The organism is Coriobacteriaceae bacterium (assembly GCA_025992855.1).
Lineage (GTDB): Bacteria > Actinomycetota > Coriobacteriia > Coriobacteriales > Coriobacteriaceae > Collinsella.
Window position 1 is genome coordinate 2292986 of record DAJPGB010000001.1, and the last position, 17843, is coordinate 2310828.

Annotated in this window: 14 protein-coding genes; 7 read left to right on the forward strand and 7 right to left on the reverse strand. The window is 58.6% G+C overall.

Translation table 11 applies throughout. The features are described from left to right. Positions 1 to 24: 24 nt before the first annotated feature. The 5 genes from OIL88_09805 to OIL88_09825 all read left to right on the forward strand — a co-directional run bounded on the left by OIL88_09805 (position 25) and on the right by OIL88_09825 (position 7419). A complete protein-coding gene (locus tag OIL88_09805) occupies positions 25 to 474 on the forward strand; it encodes a winged helix DNA-binding protein (GenBank protein HJI72649.1) in 450 nt (149 codons plus the stop codon). Beyond that, on the forward strand, positions 471 to 2840 hold the full coding sequence (locus tag OIL88_09810) for an ABC transporter ATP-binding protein/permease (GenBank protein ID HJI72650.1): 2370 nt from the start codon (positions 471 to 473) through the stop codon (positions 2838 to 2840). Before OIL88_09805 ends, OIL88_09810 begins: the two co-directional genes overlap by 4 nt. Next, entirely contained in the window at positions 2840 to 4696 is a 1857-nt protein-coding gene (locus tag OIL88_09815; GenBank protein ID HJI72651.1) for an ABC transporter ATP-binding protein/permease, read from the forward strand. Before OIL88_09810 ends, OIL88_09815 begins: the two co-directional genes overlap by 1 nt. Positions 4697 to 5266: 570 nt before the next feature. Beyond that, a complete protein-coding gene (locus tag OIL88_09820; protein ID HJI72652.1) occupies positions 5267 to 6298 on the forward strand; it encodes a 3-deoxy-7-phosphoheptulonate synthase in 1032 nt (343 codons plus the stop codon). A 476-nt stretch (positions 6299 to 6774) separates the two neighbouring features. Further along, positions 6775 to 7419 carry a GNAT family N-acetyltransferase gene (locus OIL88_09825; protein HJI72653.1) on the forward strand — a complete coding sequence of 215 codons (645 nt, stop codon included), beginning with the start codon at positions 6775 to 6777 and terminating at the stop codon, positions 7417 to 7419. An 82-nt stretch (positions 7420 to 7501) separates the two neighbouring features. On the opposite strand, the gene OIL88_09830 is transcribed toward OIL88_09825, so the two are convergent. Together OIL88_09830 and aguA are read right to left on the reverse strand one after the other, a co-directional pair. Then, a complete protein-coding gene (locus OIL88_09830) occupies positions 7502 to 9052 on the reverse strand; it encodes a putative DNA binding domain-containing protein (GenBank protein ID HJI72654.1) in 1551 nt (516 codons plus the stop codon). Between the two features lie 189 nt (positions 9053 to 9241). Further along, positions 9242 to 10363, reverse strand: coding sequence for an agmatine deiminase (aguA, locus tag OIL88_09835; protein ID HJI72655.1), 1122 nt, complete (start codon positions 10361 to 10363; stop codon positions 9242 to 9244). Positions 10364 to 10544: 181 nt separating this feature from the next. Between aguA and OIL88_09840 the strand changes: the two genes are divergently transcribed. Beyond that, on the forward strand, positions 10545 to 11345 hold the full coding sequence (locus OIL88_09840; protein ID HJI72656.1) for a LuxR C-terminal-related transcriptional regulator: 801 nt from the start codon (positions 10545 to 10547) through the stop codon (positions 11343 to 11345). A 138-nt stretch (positions 11346 to 11483) separates the two neighbouring features. On the opposite strand, the gene OIL88_09845 is transcribed toward OIL88_09840, so the two are convergent. From OIL88_09845 to OIL88_09855, 3 genes are all read right to left on the reverse strand, one after another. Beyond that, a complete protein-coding gene (locus OIL88_09845; protein HJI72657.1) occupies positions 11484 to 12866 on the reverse strand; it encodes an MATE family efflux transporter in 1383 nt (460 codons plus the stop codon). Positions 12867 to 12953: 87 nt separating this feature from the next. Beyond that, positions 12954 to 14582 (reverse strand): amidohydrolase, encoded by a 1629-nt coding sequence (locus tag OIL88_09850; GenBank protein HJI72658.1) that lies wholly within the window; start codon positions 14580 to 14582, stop codon positions 12954 to 12956. A gap of 307 nt (positions 14583 to 14889) precedes the next feature. After that, complete coding sequence (locus tag OIL88_09855) at positions 14890 to 15882, reverse strand: LuxR C-terminal-related transcriptional regulator (protein HJI72659.1); 993 nt, start codon at positions 15880 to 15882, stop codon at positions 14890 to 14892. Positions 15883 to 15972: 90 nt separating this feature from the next. On the opposite strand from OIL88_09855, the gene OIL88_09860 reads away from it, so the two are divergent. After that, positions 15973 to 16164 (forward strand): hypothetical protein, encoded by a 192-nt coding sequence (locus tag OIL88_09860; protein HJI72660.1) that lies wholly within the window; start codon positions 15973 to 15975, stop codon positions 16162 to 16164. Positions 16165 to 16259: 95 nt separating this feature from the next. Here the strand turns inward: OIL88_09860 and OIL88_09865 are convergent, their stop codons facing one another. Both OIL88_09865 and OIL88_09870 read right to left on the reverse strand, forming a co-directional pair. Continuing rightward, positions 16260 to 17657: an APC family permease gene (locus tag OIL88_09865; GenBank protein HJI72661.1), complete on the reverse strand. Its 1398-nt coding sequence runs from the start codon at positions 17655 to 17657 to the stop codon at positions 16260 to 16262. Next, positions 17647 to 17843, reverse strand: a 197-nt coding sequence (locus OIL88_09870) for a hypothetical protein (GenBank protein HJI72662.1), incomplete at its 5' end; no start/stop codon positions are given. The genes OIL88_09865 and OIL88_09870, both read right to left, overlap by 11 nt.

Genomic DNA, 17843 nt, shown 5'->3' on the forward strand with positions numbered 1-17843 from the left:
AGTTTCTAGTGTTAGGGGTTTTCGGTGGAAGATACCGATTTCCATGAGCTTGGGAGTCAGCTCCTTACCGAGTTTGGCGGCATTCACCAGCGCGTTTCGCGCTTTGTGGACAAAGCTCTCAGCGGCGAGATGGCTGTCATGCGCGCCCTTATGCTCGCTGGCGGTTCGCTCACGCCGAGCGAACTCGCTGATCGCGCCTGGGTCTCGAACGCCCGCATTGCCAATATCCTACGCGCTCTCGAAGCCAAGGGCTGGGTTGAGCGTGAGCACTCAAAGACCGACCGTCGTCGCGTACACGTCATAGTGACCGACAAGGGATTCCAGGATCTCGAAATCAAACGCCGGGAATTCGAGGACCGCACCGCGGCTTTCCTCGAACAGCTCGGCGAAACAGATACCCAAGAGATGGTGCGTCTTCTAAGGCGTGCCAACGAAATTATCGACCACAATCAAGAAAGGAGAGATGCCGAGTGAGGATTCTCAAGCTCTTTAAAAAGCATGTCCTGGCACTGCTCGCAGCTATCGTACTTATCGTAATCAGCTGCAACGCCGATCTGGCGCTGCCTACCTATATGAGCGACATCGTCGACGTGGGCGTGCAGCAAGGCGGCATCGCCTCGCCCGTGCCCGACACCATTCGCGCCGAATCGCTCGACGACCTCGAACTCTTTATGAGCGCCAAGGACGCCAAAGCTGTGGAGGCCGTGTTTAGTAAGGCGGACAATAACGGCATTCGAACGTACAAGGGCACCGAGGAGGAGCGCGGCGACGGCGACAAGATTGCCGACATCATGAGCCTGCCTGAGACCGTCGTCCTTTCTCTCAACCAAGGCATCGACGCCAGCTCCATGGGCGACATGACCGGCGCATCCACCGAGGCAAGCAATGGCGGCGGCGCCCAGGCCATGCCCACCCCCGAGCAGATGGCGGCAATGACGCCCGAGCAGCTCGCCGAGATGCAGCAGAAGGCCGCAGCGACGCAGAACATGCAAAAGCAGATTGATGCCGACGGCGGTAAGATCACCATGAAGAGCCTGCGTCTGGGCATCGAGGGCGGTCTGGTAGACCAAAGCAAGCTCGTCGAGGGCGCCAACCAAATGGCGGATAAAATGGGCTCCATGTCGGGCTCCATCGTCACTCAGCGCGCCGTGAGCTATGTGCAGGATGAGTACAAGGCGCAGGGCATCGACCCCGCCGACGTGCAGAACGCCTACCTGGGCCGCATGGCGACCACGATGTTTGGTCTGTGCCTGATCTCACTGGTCGCCACCATCCTAACCGGCGCCGTGGCCTCGCGCACCGCCTGTTCCATCGCACGCGACCTGCGCCGCGAGACCTTCAACAAGGTCATGCACTTCTCGCCAGCCGAGGTGGGCAAGTTTAGCCAGGCCTCGCTCATCACTCGCTGCACCAACGACATTCAGCAGATTCAGATGGCCGCAACCCTGTTTATCCGCATGTGCCTCATGGCGCCCGTCATGGGCATCGTCGCCGTCATGCGCGTCCTGGCCAACCACACCGGCCTGGAGTGGACCATCGCCGTGGCCATCATCGCGGTCTCGGCCGTCGTCGGCGTGCTTATGGGCCTCACCATGCCCAAGTTCAAAAAGATGCAGAGCTTTGTGGACCGCGTGAACCTTACCGCCCGCGAGCTGCTCGACGGCCTTATGCCCATCCGCTCGTTTAACCGCGAGGAGCATGAGCTCGAGCGCTTTGACCAGGCGTCCCTCGACCTGATGACCACGCAGCTCTACACCAACCGCGCCATGAGCTTTATGATGCCGCTCATGATGCTCGTCATGAACTGCATCACCGTGCTTATCGTCTGGTTTGGCGCGCAGGGCGTGTCCGACGGTGTGATGCAGGTCGGCAACATGATGGCGTTTATCTCCTACACCATGCAGATCGTCATGGCGTTTATGATCCTCACCATGGTTTCGGTTATCCTGCCCCGCGCCGAGGTCGCAGCAGAGCGCGTGGAAGAGGTCATCACCTGCCCCACGAGCATCAACGACCCTGCCTCGCCCAAACTGCCCGCAGCCAGCGCGCCGCGCGGTGAGCTCACCTTCCGCGACGTGAGCTTCCAGTACCCCGATGCCCGCGCCGATGTCATCAGCGGCGTGAACTTCACCACACATGCCGGCCAGATGCTCGGCATCATTGGCTCAACGGGTTCGGGCAAGTCCACGCTCGTGCAGCTGATTCCGCGCCTGTACGACGTCACGGGCGGCAGCATTTCGCTCGACGGCATCGACGTGCGCGACATGACCCTTTCCGAGCTGCGCCACCGCATTGGTTACATCCCGCAGCAGGGTCGCCTGTTCTCGGGCACCGTCGCGAGCAACCTCAAGTTTGCCGGCGACATGGTGAGCGATGATGATATGCGCCAGGCGGCACGCATCGCCCAGGCCGAGGACTTTATCGCCGAGCGCGAGGGCGGTTACAACTCCCCCATCAGCCAGGGCGGCTCCAATGTTTCGGGTGGTCAGCGCCAACGCCTGGCCATTGCCCGCGCGTTGGCCAAAAAGCCCGAGGTCGTGGTGTTCGATGACTCGTTTAGCGCCCTCGACTACAAGACCGACGCGCGCCTGCGCGAGGAGCTGGCCAAAAACGTCACCGACGCCGCACTCGTGGTCGTGGCCCAACGCATCGCGACCATCATGCACGCCGACCAGATCATCGTGCTCGACGACGGTCACGTAGTGGGCACCGGCACGCACGAGGAGCTGCTGCACGGCTGCCCGGCGTACCTGGAGATTGCACAGTCGCAGCTTTCCGCCGAGGAGCTGGGGCTTACCCAAGAAGAAATTGCAGCCGTCATGGAAGGAGGCGAGCGCTAATGGCAGACGAGACCAAGACTCAGATTCCCAAGCCCACCCGCCAGCGTGGTCCCATGGGCCGCATGGGTGGCATGCGCCGTGGCGAAAAGGCCAAGGACTTTAAGGGCACCATGAGGCAGCTGCTCGGCTATATCGGCCAGCACAAGATTGCCGTGTTTGCCGCCGTCGCCTTTGCCGTGTGCTCGGTCATCTTTAACATTGTGGGGCCCAAGGTGCTCGGCCAGGTTACGACTAAGCTGTTCGAGGGCTTGGTTGCCAAGGTCAACGGCACCGGCGATGTCGACTTTGCCTGGATCGCCAAGACGCTCGGCTTTTTGCTCTGCCTGTATCTGGCAAGCTCTGTTTGCAGCCTCATCCAGGGCTGGCTCATGACCGGCGTCACGCAAAAGATTTGCTACCGCATGCGCAAGGAGATCGCCGCCAAGATCGCTGTCGTACCGATGAGCTACTTCAACGGCCACAGCAAGGGCGACGTGCTCAGCCGCATCACCAACGACGTCGATACGCTGGGTCAGTCGCTCAACCAGAGCGTGACGCAGCTCATCACGTCGGTGACGCAGATTATCGGCGTGCTCGTCATGATGCTGTCGATCAGCCTGCCGCTCACCGGCGTCACCGTGCTCACGCTGCCGGCAGCCGCGATTATCCTGACCGTGATGATTCACTTCTCGCAGCCGTACTTCCGCGAGCAACAGCAAGTCCTGGGCACCGTCAACGGCATTATCGAGGAGGACTTTGCCGGTCAGAATGTCATTCAGGTGTTCGACCGCGCCGAGGCCTCGATCGAGGAGTTCGACCGTCAAAACGACCGCCTCTTTATTAGTGGCTGGCGCTCGCAGTTCCTGTCGGGCCTGATGATGCCGCTCATGAGCCTGGTGGGCAACATGGGCTACGTGGGCGTCGTCGTGGTGGGCGCGCAGCTCGCGCTGACCGGCAATGCCACGCCCGGCGACATCCAGAGCTTTATCCAGTACGTGCGCAACTTTACGCAGCCGGTGCAGCAGCTGGGCAACGTGAGCAACACGATGCAGTCGATGGCCGCTGCCACCGAGCGCGTCTTTGAGTTCCTGGCCGCGCCCGAGGAGGAGCAGAAGGCTGACGCGCAGATTCCCGAGAAGCGCCCCGGCCACGTTGAGTTCGACCACGTCAAGTTTGGCTACACGCCCGACAAGACCATCATCCACGACTTTAGCTGCGAGGCACAGCCCGGTCAGACCATCGCCATCGTCGGCCCCACCGGCGCCGGCAAGACCACGCTCATTAAGCTGCTGCAGCGCTTCTACGACGTGGACGGCGGTTCGCTGCGCGTCGAGGGCGTCGACGTGCGCGACTGGGACCGCGCGGCACTGCGCGGCGAGTTTGCCATGGTGCTGCAGGATACCTGGCTGTTTAATGGCACCATCCGCGAGAACATCCGCTACGGACGTCCCGATGCGACTGACGCCGAGGTCGAGGCCGCCGCGCGCGCCGCACGCTGCGACCACTTTATCCATACGCTCGCCGGCGGCTACGACTTTATGATCAATGAGGAGGGCACCAACCTCTCACAGGGCCAGCGCCAGCTCGTGACCATCGCCCGCGCCATTTTGGCCGACCGTCCGGCGCTGATTTTGGACGAGGCGACCTCCAACGTCGATACCCGCACCGAGGAGCTCATCCAGCGCGCCATGGATGCGCTGATGCAGGGCCGCACGAGCTTTGTCATCGCGCATCGCCTGTCCACGATCCGCAACGCCGACGTAATCTTGGTGATCCGCGACGGCGACATCGTCGAGAAGGGCACACACGACGAACTGCTCGCCCAGGGCGGCTTCTACGCGGACCTGTACAACTCGCAGTTCGACGAGGCGGCGTAAAACCGGCGGCAAACAACCGCAATACCCAAAAACGGGGGCGCAGAATGAACTGTGCCCCCCGTTTTTTGTTCTGCGGCCCTCGAACCGCCCCCCCGGGGACCTGATTAACGACCTCCCTCAAGGCCCCGTGGACAAAAAATGGCAAATATGAGTACTGTCACCTTTTTAGTAACAGCCAAAACTGCCCCAAACGACCTCTTTGCGGCCTAGATATGCCTTCAAATTGATCAAAATGCCCGGTAGCATGCTTCTGTGTGCCAACGTTAATGAACATATTTACTATTGTGTCTATTATCTTGTAAGATCGATATGATACTACGCTAGCAACAGTACTCATATTTGCCATTTTTTGTCCACAGGGTATGCCGCAGAAGATCCAACTTGCTCCAGCGTGCCGTACGCTGGCCCTCCCCTTCCGGCGAGCGCCGACATTTCCCCAGATAAAACCGACCAAAATAAACCTGTCCCTTTTCGGCAGGTTTCGCTTGCACTTTAGCGTGCGACAGCGGATAATGCCGAGCATTCGAGAATTCGCCAATTGTTGCCGTTAATTGATAAAGGAGGCCCCATATGGCCATGGATTTCAAACGCAGGCTGCCGATCCCCATGGAGATCCGCGAGGAAATGCCGCTTTCCGCCGAGCTTACCGCCAAAAAGCAGGCATTCGACGCCGAGGTCGCCAAGGTCTTTACCGGCGAGGACGCACGCAAAGCGCTCATCATCGGCCCGTGCTCTGCCGACCGCGAGGACTCGGTGCTTGAGTACATGAACCGACTGGCCAAGGTCGCCGAAGAGGTCAAGGACAAACTCATCATCATTCCGCGCGTCTACACCAACAAGCCGCGCACCAAGGGCACTGGCTACAAAGGCCTGCTGCACAACCCCGACCCCGAGGCGCCCGATGACCTGCTCGAAGGCGTCAAGGCCATCCGCCACATGCACCTGCGCGTCATCGAGGAGACCGGTTTCTTTACCGCCGACGAGATGCTCTACCCGTCCAACTACCAGTACCTCGTCGACTTGCTGAGCTACGTTGCCGTGGGCGCGCGCTCGGTCGAAAACCAGGAGCATCGCCTGGTGTCGAGCGGCATTTCGGTGCCTGTGGGCATGAAAAACCCCACCGCCGGTTCCACCACCGTTATGCTCAACTCCATCTACGCCGCCCAGGCACATCAGAGCTTTATCTTCCGCAACTGGGAGGTCGAGTGCGACGGCAACCCGCTCGCACACGCCGTCATGCGTGGCTACATCGGTCTCGACGGTCGCACCTACCCCAACTACCACTACGAGCACCTGGAGCGCCTGGCCGAGCGCTATACCGAGCATGCCGGCTACGCCAACCCGGCGGCGGTCATCGACTGCAACCACGACAACTCGGGCAAGCGCCCGCTGGAGCAGTACCGCATTTGCAAGGAGGTGCTCGACAGCTGCCGCCGCAACGAGTCCATCTCCAAGCTGGTCAAGGGCTTTATGATCGAGTCCTACCTGGAGGATGGCAATCAGCCAGTCGATGGCGGCGTCTTTGGCAAGTCGATCACCGACCCGTGCCTAGGCTGGGAAAAGACCGACTACCTCATCCACGAGATCGCGGAGCGGGTTTAGTTACGCGGGCCGCATTTGGACAATCTGACGTTCAACTTCAAGGGCGCGACCGGAAGGTCAGCGCCCTTTCGTTTCACGTCACCTTGTCTCAAATGCGACCCGCTCGCTGTCCGTCCTCTACCTGCGGCGTTGTCTTACTCCGGATGCGGCAGTTAGGGACGTTCCTTTTCTGCCGGCAGTCTGGGACATTCCTTGGGGTAGTCGTTGGGGACGCTCTTGTTTGACTGGTCGTTTAAGAACGTCCCCAACGACTACCCAGAATGAGAGTGGATAATCTCCCGTTTTTGGCCTATACCAGCGCTAAAAGTGGGAGATTATCCACTCTCATCGAGCAAGTGTCCGAAAATCCGCCCTCATTCCTTCTTAGGGCCCTCCGTCCCCGAGGTATCGTGGCTCGTCTGCCGAATGATTGATGCGGGCGCTCTGCGGCCATGTCACACTCAGAGGTGGCCTGACCCAACTTGGAAGGAGCCTCCATGAGCCTTGACAACGTAACCCTGCGCGCCGCCACGCTCGATGACCTGGCCGGCATCGCCGCCATCTACAACCAGCTGTGGTGCAACACGCTGCGCAACCGCGGCGACGTCGAAGCTGCCGATTTCTGCGCGCGCTTTAACATCGCCATGCAGCTGCAGCGTTCCCCCATCGCACTCGTCGCCGAGACCGAGGGCCGCATTATCGCCGCCTGCTGCATCGGCATCTTCGAGGACGGCAAGCCGCGCACCAATCCCACGTGGGAGCCCTGCTATAACGAGATGTTCGCCCAGGCAACCGAGATGGCAAAGACCGCCGATGCCAAGCTCGAGGGCTCGCTCTTTGGAGACAGCCGCGAAAAGGCCACAGCGGATCGCTTTGCCGCCACAGGCAACGAATATGCCCAGGGTCAGCTCAACTTGATTATCATCGTGCCCGAATGGCAGGGCAAGGGACTCGGCCGCGCGCTCATCGACCTTGCGCGCGCCGAGCTCGCCAAGGCAGGCTGCACCAAATTCTTTCTGATGAGCGACTGCAACTCCGACTGGCAGTTTTACGAGCACCTCAACATGAAGCGCATCCTAGAGGACCACAGCCAAGACACCGGTGACGGATTTATCGTCTATATGTACGGAGGCACGCTCTAAGTACCCCTTCAATCAAGGTGCGCCGGGCACCCGGCCCTTGGCCTCTGCCCAGGAATAACCCAGGGGGCCGGACCGCCCGTCCCTAAACCTGCCCGACAGCGCGATATCTCGTCGCCCGAGCGCGCCCCTCTTTAACGAGTGCGCCTTCCTCAAGCAAACCGTTGATAACCCGCAGCGTCACGTCGCGCCCAGTTCCCAGAGCGTCCGAAGCATCCTGGCGCGTAAAACCGCGGGGCCGCTCAAGGGCAAAGCGAATCAAGGCGCGAGCGTATCCACCACGTCGCTCGTCCGAGACATCCTGTAGCATCGCGGACGCCTTGCACGCAACATCAAAGCCAAGCTCCTCCACGAGCTTGGCGCGCACCTCGTGGCCGCAGTCGCCATTCATCGACACGTGCCCCTCTCGCTGCGCTCGCACGGATGCAAACGCCTGCGAAACATCGGGCGGCAGCGCCCCTTCCCGCTCGAGCTGCTCATAATCGCTGTAATCCCCACGCAAGTTGGGACCGCTATTGCCACGAGGCGTCAGATAGGAATTGCGCACGGCGTTGACGTTGGGCAGCGACAACCTAAACATTGCAGGGTAGGCGCAGACTTCGGGTTCCAACCCTTCCGCCTCATAGAGCGCACGGATCCCCTTGAGGCCCGTTCCAAACGCCTCAACCATCCCCAGACGCAAAAAGAGCAGTTGCAGCTTTGGATTCCGAGCGTCCGAGCCGCCCGCAAGCGCCTCCTCGACGCTGATGTGCTGCGGCCCTCCCGCATTGGTAAATTCAAGCGCCGTACGGCTCATCTTGATAAGAGACGCCACCGAAGATTCGTAGTCGCGATGGATAAACAGGTTCAGAATTCCCTCTCGAACAGCCTCGCGGGGATAGTCGTCCTTATCTATGCGATCGAGCCTTCCCGGCACAAAGTACATACGCGTCGCGTTCGATATATTGAGGAACCGTTCGATATCCTCTATCTGCCTGAAGATCGAGCCCTCGCCATCCTGACGGTCGATAAACTCGGTATACGCATCGTCGTTGAAGAGGCCAGCGCGGACTGCAAAGGGGTTTTGATCAGAGACCAGCAGTGCCAAATTGGTGTAAAAGCCCAGCTCATCGATAAGGCCGAGATTCTTTTGCGAGGTTTGGTCAAACGTAATCTCCGCGCGCCTAAAGGCCCGCTCGGCTTCAAAAAACGTCAAGCTCTGTTCATGAGAGCGCGCGGTCTCAAAATAATCGCCGTCGGTGCGCTTGATCATCGAGCGGATCTGGGCCATCTCGATGGGCACGTTGGCAGGACCCAGGCGCCGATATACCCCGGCGGGAACAAATCCCTTCGAACGCAGGCAGTACGGCTTGTGAGGACCCGCTTCAACCTCGATTTTCACCAACGCCGCGCCATCGATGTCCAGTGCGGAGACCGTCGTGATTTCAGAAACGTCGGGATACACGCCATCGGTTATTGCATTAGAGCATTGAAGCATGGTGGCATCGATATCGTCCACGCCGATGATGCTGCCAAAATCGTCGATTCCGATATACAAGGTACCACCATTTGAATTGGCAAACGCCACCACAGCTTTGAGCAGTTTAGGGGTAAATGTGCACTTGAACTCCACGGTCTCACTTTCAACAAGCTGCATGCTACCCCCTATCATCGACTATCGACGATTCTAGACCAACTATCGACGATAAGCAAGGCCCCTGGTACCCTCGCTTAGACCCGAGTGCCCGCGTGCAACGCTGCCCGCCGCACGCAAAAGGGCCCGCCAGCGTGTGCGCCAGCGGGCCCCAGGTCATATCGACACTACCCCGTGTGCCTGCAACCGCATCTACTTGCAGCGCGCCTTGGGCTGCTGCTGGGTGATGCAGTGAATGTTGCCGCCGCCGTAAATAACCTCGCGAGTCATGATACCGATGACTTCACGGTCCGGATAAGCAGCCTGGATATCCTTGAGCGCCTGGGCGTCATTGGGATCGCCGAACTGCGGTACAAGCACTGCGCCGTTGATGGGCAGGAAGTTGAGGTAGCTCGGCTCGAAAGCGTCCTCGGGAGTACGCGGCAGCACACCCTCGACCGGATCGATGGTCGATGCCTCCTCCTCGGTCATATACACCGAGGTCGCAGGCATAATGACCTTGTGCACCTTAAGCTTGCGGCCCTTGGCATCGGTCGCCTCGGAGAGCGTCTTGAAGGCCTCCTGGCACTCCTTGTAGAACTTATGGTTGGGATCGTCGGTCCACATGCAGCAGACCTCGCCGGGCGCACTAAAGCATGCAACATCGTCCACGTGCCCGTTGGTCTCAAACGGGTCGATGCCGTCCTTGATCCAAATGACTTTCTCGATGCCCAGGTACTCGGCAAGCTTCTCCTCAATCTGCTCCTTGGTGTACTGCGGGTTGCGGTCCTCGTTGAGCAGACACATCTCGGTGGTCACGACGGTGCCTTGACCATCACAGTTGAACGAGCCGCCCTCGAGGATATAATCCTCGGGACGATAGCGGTTAACCTGCTCGAGCTGTGCCACCTGCAGGCCAATGGAAGCATCCTTGTCCCACGGGAAATACAGGCCGTCAATGAAACCGCCGTAAGCATTAAAGTGGAAGTGCGAAAGAGCAACCTCACCATTGTCATTAACAAGGAACGCCGGGCCGGGATCGCGAATCCAGCTGTCGTTGTACTCCATGTGGATAACGCGCACGTTCTCAACGCCGTCGAAGATCTCACACACCGCGGGGAAGTCTTCGGTGTTGACGCCCACAGTGATGGGCTGAAAACGTGCAACGGTCTTGATGATCTCGGTGAAGACCTTCTGCGCCGGCTTGGCACCGCAGCGCCACACATCCGAGCGATGCGGCCACAAAATCCAGGTGCGCTCCTGCTCTTCGTACTCGCCGGGCATGTAGAATCCGTCCTTCTTTGGCGTAGACTCGCTCTCGTAAATGGTCTTCATGTTGGCTCCTAACGATATGGACGACCCTTTGTGATGACGGCCCCATTGTGCGGCTCCGGAAGCCCACTCTCAATGGGCCTAGGGGACCCTTTCGCCACCCAAAAGGACACCGTTCACTGACCTAAAGTTCTAGTGGCGCGTGAGACGTGTCATACTGACAAAGCCGCATGAAAGGACATCCATGACCAATACCACGCATACCCGCTTTAACCCCGATGAGATCCACGGGAGCCGCTGGTCCGCCCTCAACGAATGCGCCTTATGGATTCATGGCTGCGACGACTTCGCCACGCTTCAAGCCGGGCTTCTTGATAGAGTTAATCAGGTGATATCGCACCGGGCCTCGATGTTTGATATCGCACGCGCCGGCACACACGGACAGACAGAATTCGTAAGCCCCGTTGCCCGTGGCATGGCAGAAGACCAGCTCGAGAGCTACTACGAACGCTATGCCGCCTTTGACTACACCCTTTGGAGCTTTGACGTTCACAACGTGCATGTTTATCGCGACCTGGACCTTGTGGATGTCGAGCGCCGCAACGCAACGCCCATCTATCAGGAGTGGATGAAGCCGCTCGGCATCTACTATGGCTGCACTGCCACGCTCGCGCACGGGAGCACATCCCTGGGGTCGCTCACGCTGTTTCGCGCACGAGAAGCGGGGGATTTTTCGGACGAAGAGCTCGAAGCCCTACGCCAGCTCGCGCGGCACCTGAGCCTGCGCCTGTACGGGATCCTTGCGCAGAGCACCGCACAGCAAGCTTGCGAGAACCCCTTAGAGGCGCTCATCAGCGAGCTCGAAGTCCTCCCCCGCGAGGCAGAGGTGCTCAAGATGATGCTTGCCGGCAAGACCAACCGCGAAATGTCCGAGGAGCTCTATATCTCGGAGTCGACCGTAAAAAAGCATGTCAACGCCCTCTATCACAAGCTCGGCGTCAAAAACCGCCTGGGCCTCATGGCATTGGTTCGAGAACAATCATAAGCCGGCCTTTAATTTGAAAGTAGCGCTGGTAGATTGCCTATTTGAACCTCGTTGCAAAGAACCGCCGCAGACGCCTTGGGAGCATCTGCGGCGGCTTGCATTAAACAGTCGCTGTCATGTGTCGCAAGCGCGCGTTGGCTACGCGGGAAGCCCGCTCAGGCGCTTGGACTCATGCGCGGCGAGCGCAATGGAGATGATACCGGTAATGGCGTCGGCCACCACCAGGGCGATCCACACGCCCTCAACACCCATCATGTTGCCGAGGAGGTACATAAGCGGCACCGAGCAGATCACATAGCGAAGCAGGCCGGTAAACGTGGCGACGCCAACCTTCTCGACCGCCTGGAAATATATCGACATGGTCATGGCAAGATAGCCCAGGGCAACAGCCAGGATGACGGTACGCGTGGCGTTGGCGGCAACCTCAACGAGCACAGGATCGCTGCCGGCAAAGAAGGCGCACACCGGAGTGGCGGCAAGCCAGAGCGCGACGGTGACCAACGCCAGCGTCACAACCTGGTACTTAAGCGTGCAGGAGAGCGTCTCCTTAAGGCGCGCCCAAGCCTTTGCGCCGGCGTTGAAGGCAGCGATGGGCTGCAGGCCATAGGAGAAGCACTGGGCAACCATCATGGTGATGTAGAGGATGTAGCCGTTGATCACGCCAAAGGCTGCGATGTAGAGCGAACCCATGTCGCCGCCGAACGAGCCCAAAAGCGAGTTGGCAACGGTGTTAAAGATAAAGGTCGCGCCCTGGACCAGGAAGAACGGGAAGCCGATCTTGAAGATCTGGCTGCAGATGGCGAGGTCGAGCTTAAGGTCGGCCAGGCTAATCTGGAGCTGGGACTTTTTGCCCCCGATGAACCAGAAGATACCGATGGCCCAGATACCGATGGAAAGCCCGTAGTACACGCCGGCGCCCATAACGCCAAACTTGAGCACAAACGTGGAAAGCGCGAGCCAACAGATGGCGACGATGGCCGAAACGGTCATAAGGTTGGCCTGGATCTGAACCTTCTCGTCCACACGCATCACAGCGGTGATCATCTGGCCAATGACCGTGAGCGGCAGCAGCACGGCGAAGGTGCGCACGCCGGCAACGGTATCGGCCATGATGTCGGGCGTGGCGCCAAAGAATGCGCAGATGGGCTCGGTAAACACTGCCATCACCACAGCAAGCAGCACACTCACGATCGTGGTGAGCCAAAAGCCCTGGCTAAAAGCCTTGCTTGCGCCCTTGATGTCGCCGGCACCCAAAAGGTTGCCCACCACGGCGGGCACGCCGGTGCCAAACAGGTTGCCAAAGGCCAGGTTAATGTACTCGACCGACATGATGATCGAGACACAGGCCAGGCCGTGGGCACCCAGGCCCCAACCCATCACGAGACCCTCGAGGACCACCATGATGATCTGGGCGAGCATGCCCTGGCCGGTGACGATGGTGTACTTGCGCACCAGGCCGGGAATCGGTTGGGAGGCGAGCTCGCGCTCCTCCTCCACGGCAGCGGTTACTTCTTCTGCCATTGTTCTCCCCTTTCCTTGAGAGAGTAGTGCTGAATGGATGTCAGGCGGCTGACAACTGGCGCCAAGCCGCCCAATCAAACGATGGCGCTATGCCTCAAAGACCACCTTGCCGGCGATCATCGTGAGGGCTGCGGTAGCCTCGAGCACCTCGGCCGGCTCACAATCAAAGAGATTGCGGTCGAGTACGCAGATGTCGGCTTGCTTGCCGCAGGCGAGTGTGCCGATGCGGTCCTCAGCATGCATAGCGTAGGCAGCGCCGTAGGTGTATGCGCGCAGGGCCTCGGCCATGGTGATTCGCTCCTCGGGGAACCAACCCTCAGGATTAGATCCATCCTCGAGCATGCGGTAGACCGCTCCATAGACTTCCTCCATAGGCTCAAGCCCCACGACCGGGAAGTCGGAGCCCAGATGCACGCAGGCACCGCTCGCGAGCAGGCTATGAATTGGCCACGAGAGCGCCGCGCGCTCGGGACCAACGGCGTCGTCCTTTGCCAAGTCGGCCATATCAAGCAGCATATGCCACGGCTGCATGGCCGGACAGACGCCGAGTTCCGCATAGCGCGGCAAATCCTCAGGTTGAACAGTCTCGTTGTGCTCCATGGAGTGACGACAGCCCATAAGACCGTAACGCTTCTCACCCTCCTCGAAGCAGTCCAGGATAAAGCGTACGGAACGATCGCCTATGGCATGGATGCGCGTGTCGACACCCCACTCAAGCGCTTTAAGGATGGCTTTGCGCACACGCTCCGGTTCCTCAGCCGGCTCGCCACAGGTCTCGGGAGCATTAGCATAGGGCTCGAGCATCCAAGCAGTATGATCGGAACACACGCCGTCAATGAACTGCTTAAAGCCATGCCACTCGACTTGCGTGCCCGGGAAGTCGTATTTCGCCCGAATCTCCTCGAGCGTCATGGCCTCGTTCTCAAAAAGGTCTGTGTACATGAACACGCGCAACGGATGTTCGCCCTTGCGGTTGAGTTCCGTGAGGAATTTATAGGGGTTATCCATGCTCACAAAAGTGGGGTTAACCATGCCGACTGTCGTAATACCGAGAGCGTTGGCACGATGCGCGGTCTTGGCAAAGGAAGCACTAGCCACCTCGGGGGCGGGATTGTATACCTCATTCAAGAAAAAGGATCCCGCGTTGTTCGAGAAGACCCCAGTGGGGTTGCCAGCTTCATCCCTAAGAATCTTGCCGCCTGATGGGTCTGGCGTATCAGCAGTAATGCCGACTTTCTCGATTGCGCAGGTGTTGGCACTAAACGTGTGCACGTCAACCTGCTGCAAAAAGACCGGACGGTCCGAAATGTACTCATCGATCATTGCCGCCGTAGGCATCTCGGGCACGTCCCACTGGAACTGGATAACCTGATAGCCCACGATCCACTCGTTGTTCGGGTGGTCTTCGGCAAACGCCTGCACGCGTTCCATACACTGCTCAAAGCTTGTGCAATCGATGAGATTGACGGCGAAATCGGGATCGGACACAAAGGCGCCCTGGGCATAGTGAGTGTGTGAGTCGATGATGCCAGGCATGACGAGCTTATCGCCATAGTCGCGCACCTCGGTATCGGGCCCGATAAAAGCGTCGAGGTACTTATCCTCGCCGCACGCAACAATCCTGTCACCTGCGACGGCAACGCCGCCCTTGAACGGGGCCAGCCCGTCACCAGTGAACACAGCATTACTTTTGATGACTAAATCCGCTTTGTCCATATGAGCCTCCTCAGACGTTACAGGACAATGGATGAGCGCCATGATAGGACGCGCCCAATCGGTGAGGGAGCATTTGTCGCTCCCTGCATGACACGTGCCTACGAGCGGTCGGGCGTCTGTCCAGCGCCCTACGCCCCGTGTCAACACCCATTGACGCACCTCCTGTACAAGCTGCCAAGATGGAAGCGAGCGAACGGACGGGTTAAGCAGGTTTACACGTCTGAACAGGTATTTTATTGTCTAAGTTTATTGTCGCTTCTTTACGCCAAGTGGTCTGCGATACGCCGTCAGCCGAACCACTCCAGCCTTACGAGCGCCAGAATGTCTCAATCAAGTCGTCACGCGCCTTGACTTCGCTCTTTACATAGATGCGATGCAGGTGAGTCTTGACGGTACCCGGACTAATCACAAGTTCATTAGCAATATTTTGGACATCGAGTCCACGCAATACGAGTGTAAGCACTTCCTGTTCACGCTTTGAAAGCCCATGCTCGTCCGAGAAAATCACAACACGCGAGACAAGGTCCTCCCGTGCATCACGGCGCTCTGTCGCTACCTCTTCATCGGCACGAGGGTGACGCGAGAACACACGTAAGATATGGCTGAACTGTTTAAATAGCTGAACGGCTGCAGCCACAAACAATAAATTCTCTGAGATATTCCGCTCGCCCAGATACCATAAAAAGGCGCTCACCATCACGTTGTCAACGTCAGGCGTGCAGAATAGGATCATATAGGTATCTTCGATAACCACCATCACGGTAAGCACGCAGGCTATGCGAAAGAACGTCCGAGAGCGCTCAAGATCGAGCCGCTCAGCCCTATTCTCCGTCTTGCGATAGCAGGCGTAAGCATATACCAAGCAGAATGCCATTCCCAAATCGCGCGAAAGCCAAAAAAGATATTGCTGAACCTGGCCCGCAAAGCCAGTACGAGGCACCAGAGCAAGCTGAAGCACGGCGATCGGTACGACATATGCGGCAATGCGCTTAACGGTCACCTCATCGTGTAAGCGAAACGTTACCCAAAGCCATACGCACGCAAGAATCGCCACGCCCAGCGCGCAGCGCAGTAACGGATGTTGAAGCGGCTCATTAAACGTCACCACATAGTCATATTTGAGCCGGTTGTACTCATCAAAGAAGATCACCGACATATCGAAGATATAGAGAAGGAAGCCCGCGGCCGCCACCAAACAATCGCGTCGACGAGTCATGAGCCATATTACGAGCGCAGTTGATGCCGTCACCAATCCAACGCCCATGACAAGAATCGTGTAGATAAAGAATGCGAAGCTCATACTACCCTCATTCCGCGCACAACCAGCTTGATTCTGCATTACGGTTATGGTAGAAACATCGAACGAATACCAAGATCGAAAGGAGAGGCCATGGCACCGATTGCACCGCTCAAGATTATTGTCGCGCCTGCCGCCAAGGCCATCGCCAAGATCGGTTCGACCATGACCTACGATGATGTTCCTTGCATCGTTGATGAACGCAACGACAGCTGCCCCTACCTGGGCCATGTCCCCTACTTTGCGCCTAAACTCTCCTCTGATATCGAGCAGCACAACCGCTAGCATAACCTTCACGATTGCCGCAGTAATCCTCGCAGCAATTTGTTAACTCGGAAGCAACTCCGGTTTTGAGTCCCGCGCTGCCGAACCGAACCCCCTCACGATTTGCGTTTTCCACACACGCCAACGCCGGGATTATCGACACTGCGGCCGCGGCGCGATATGAGGCGCGAAACCTCGCCCAGCAACACGCCGATCACCACTCCCATGAGGATCGGCAACTTTGACATCTCGGCGGGCGAGCTGTTAAGCGGCGCGATTGTCGCAACAATCGAAAGCACGAGCTCTACCACGGGCACCGCAAGCGCTACCGCAAGCACCTTGCCCTCGAAAGGCGCGCGGAACACACGCGGGCGGTCGTCGTATTTACGCAGGCGCCAAAACGCCGGGAACATCGGGATATAGCTCATGAGCAGAAAGACGACGTTCATCGAGAAGAAGACCCAAAAGACGTCGGAACCTTCGCCCAGCGGAATCTGAAGTAGCAGCACCAAGCTGGCGAAACAACCGTTAATGAGTGCCGAGCCGTCTGGCATGCCGGTCCTCTTGGACACCAACGCAAAGGGACGCGGCATGTTGCCATGGCGCGCGGCATAGCTCGCCACGTTGTTGACGCCAAAGCTCCAGCAGATCATGTTGGCGAACAGCGTCACCAAAAAGGCCACGCCCACGACCATCGTCAGCGGGTGAGCGCGCCCCACCATGGCGGCGACCGCATCCACAATGCCCGAATCGAGCGAAAGCTGCTCGGTGGGAACCGCAGCCCCAATGCCGATGCCGCAAATGATGTAGATTGCCGCAATGGCAACGCCACCGGCGATAACCGCCTTGGGGATATCGCGCGACGGGTTTTTCATCGTACTAGCAAAGGTCGCGACCACTTCGAAGCCCATAAAGTTGAATAGGATGATCGAAAGATACGTCAGTGAGTTAGTGTCTCCCAGATTGGGGACAAAGGTCTTAAACGACATATCGTTGGCAAAGCCGTTGTTGCAGGCAAACCAGATGCCGACGATTCCCACCACGGCGGTAATGAGCACCTTGATGACGGCGCCGCCATCCATGACCCAATCGGCCTCGGCCACCGGCTGCATTGCCATGACCGTGACGCCCCACACAAAGGCAAGCTCGATGGCAATTCGGACCCCAAGCGAAAATTCGATGCCCCATACCGCATTGATAACACTGGGGAACATGCAGGCGATACTTGCCACCCACAGTGGAAAGTTGACCCAGTAGCACCAGGAGCAGCGTGCGCCCCAACGGTCGCCCAAGCCCAGGCGAACCCAGTCGTACAGGCCGCCCTCGGAATCGAACGCCGTACCCAGCTCGGCCACCACCAGGCCATAGGGAAGCAAAAAAGTAATGATGAGGAAGATCCACCAGAAGAACTGCACGTTACCCATGGCAGATGCCGGAGCGGCCGCCTCGATGGTAAAGACAACGCAGATAACCGAGAGGATGACCTCGAACAGGGAAAACTTTTCACCTGCCACGACACGCTCCCCCTACAGCAAAAAGGATGGCATCTGTACCGAAGGCGCAGCCCAAGGTAGGGTTGCAGGCCGCGTCACCGGTGCAGGTGCCATCCCAAAGAGAAGAGAGGATGCAATTGTTGGACCAACGCTCGCGGAACAGGCGCGTGTAGATAACGATACGCTGGTACATAGATACTCCGATCA

Bases quoted from the DNA above. Each gene is read 5' to 3' on its own strand.
- OIL88_09860 (HJI72660.1), top strand. From the start codon at position 15,973: ATGGCACCGATTGCACCGCTCAAGATTATTGTCGCGCCTGCCGCCAAG.
- OIL88_09845 (HJI72657.1), bottom strand. From the start codon at position 12,866: ATGGCAGAAGAAGTAACCGCTGCCGTGGAGGAGGAGCGCGAGCTCGCC.
- OIL88_09855 (HJI72659.1), bottom strand. From the start codon at position 15,882: ATGAGCTTCGCATTCTTTATCTACACGATTCTTGTCATGGGCGTTGGA.
- OIL88_09830 (HJI72654.1), bottom strand. From the start codon at position 9,052: ATGCAGCTTGTTGAAAGTGAGACCGTGGAGTTCAAGTGCACATTTACC.
- OIL88_09820 (HJI72652.1), top strand. From the start codon at position 5,267: ATGGCCATGGATTTCAAACGCAGGCTGCCGATCCCCATGGAGATCCGC.
- aguA (HJI72655.1), bottom strand. From the start codon at position 10,363: ATGAAGACCATTTACGAGAGCGAGTCTACGCCAAAGAAGGACGGATTC.
- OIL88_09840 (HJI72656.1), top strand. From the start codon at position 10,545: ATGACCAATACCACGCATACCCGCTTTAACCCCGATGAGATCCACGGG.
- OIL88_09815 (HJI72651.1), top strand. From the start codon at position 2,840: ATGGCAGACGAGACCAAGACTCAGATTCCCAAGCCCACCCGCCAGCGT.
- OIL88_09850 (HJI72658.1), bottom strand. From the start codon at position 14,582: ATGGACAAAGCGGATTTAGTCATCAAAAGTAATGCTGTGTTCACTGGT.
- OIL88_09825 (HJI72653.1), top strand. From the start codon at position 6,775: ATGAGCCTTGACAACGTAACCCTGCGCGCCGCCACGCTCGATGACCTG.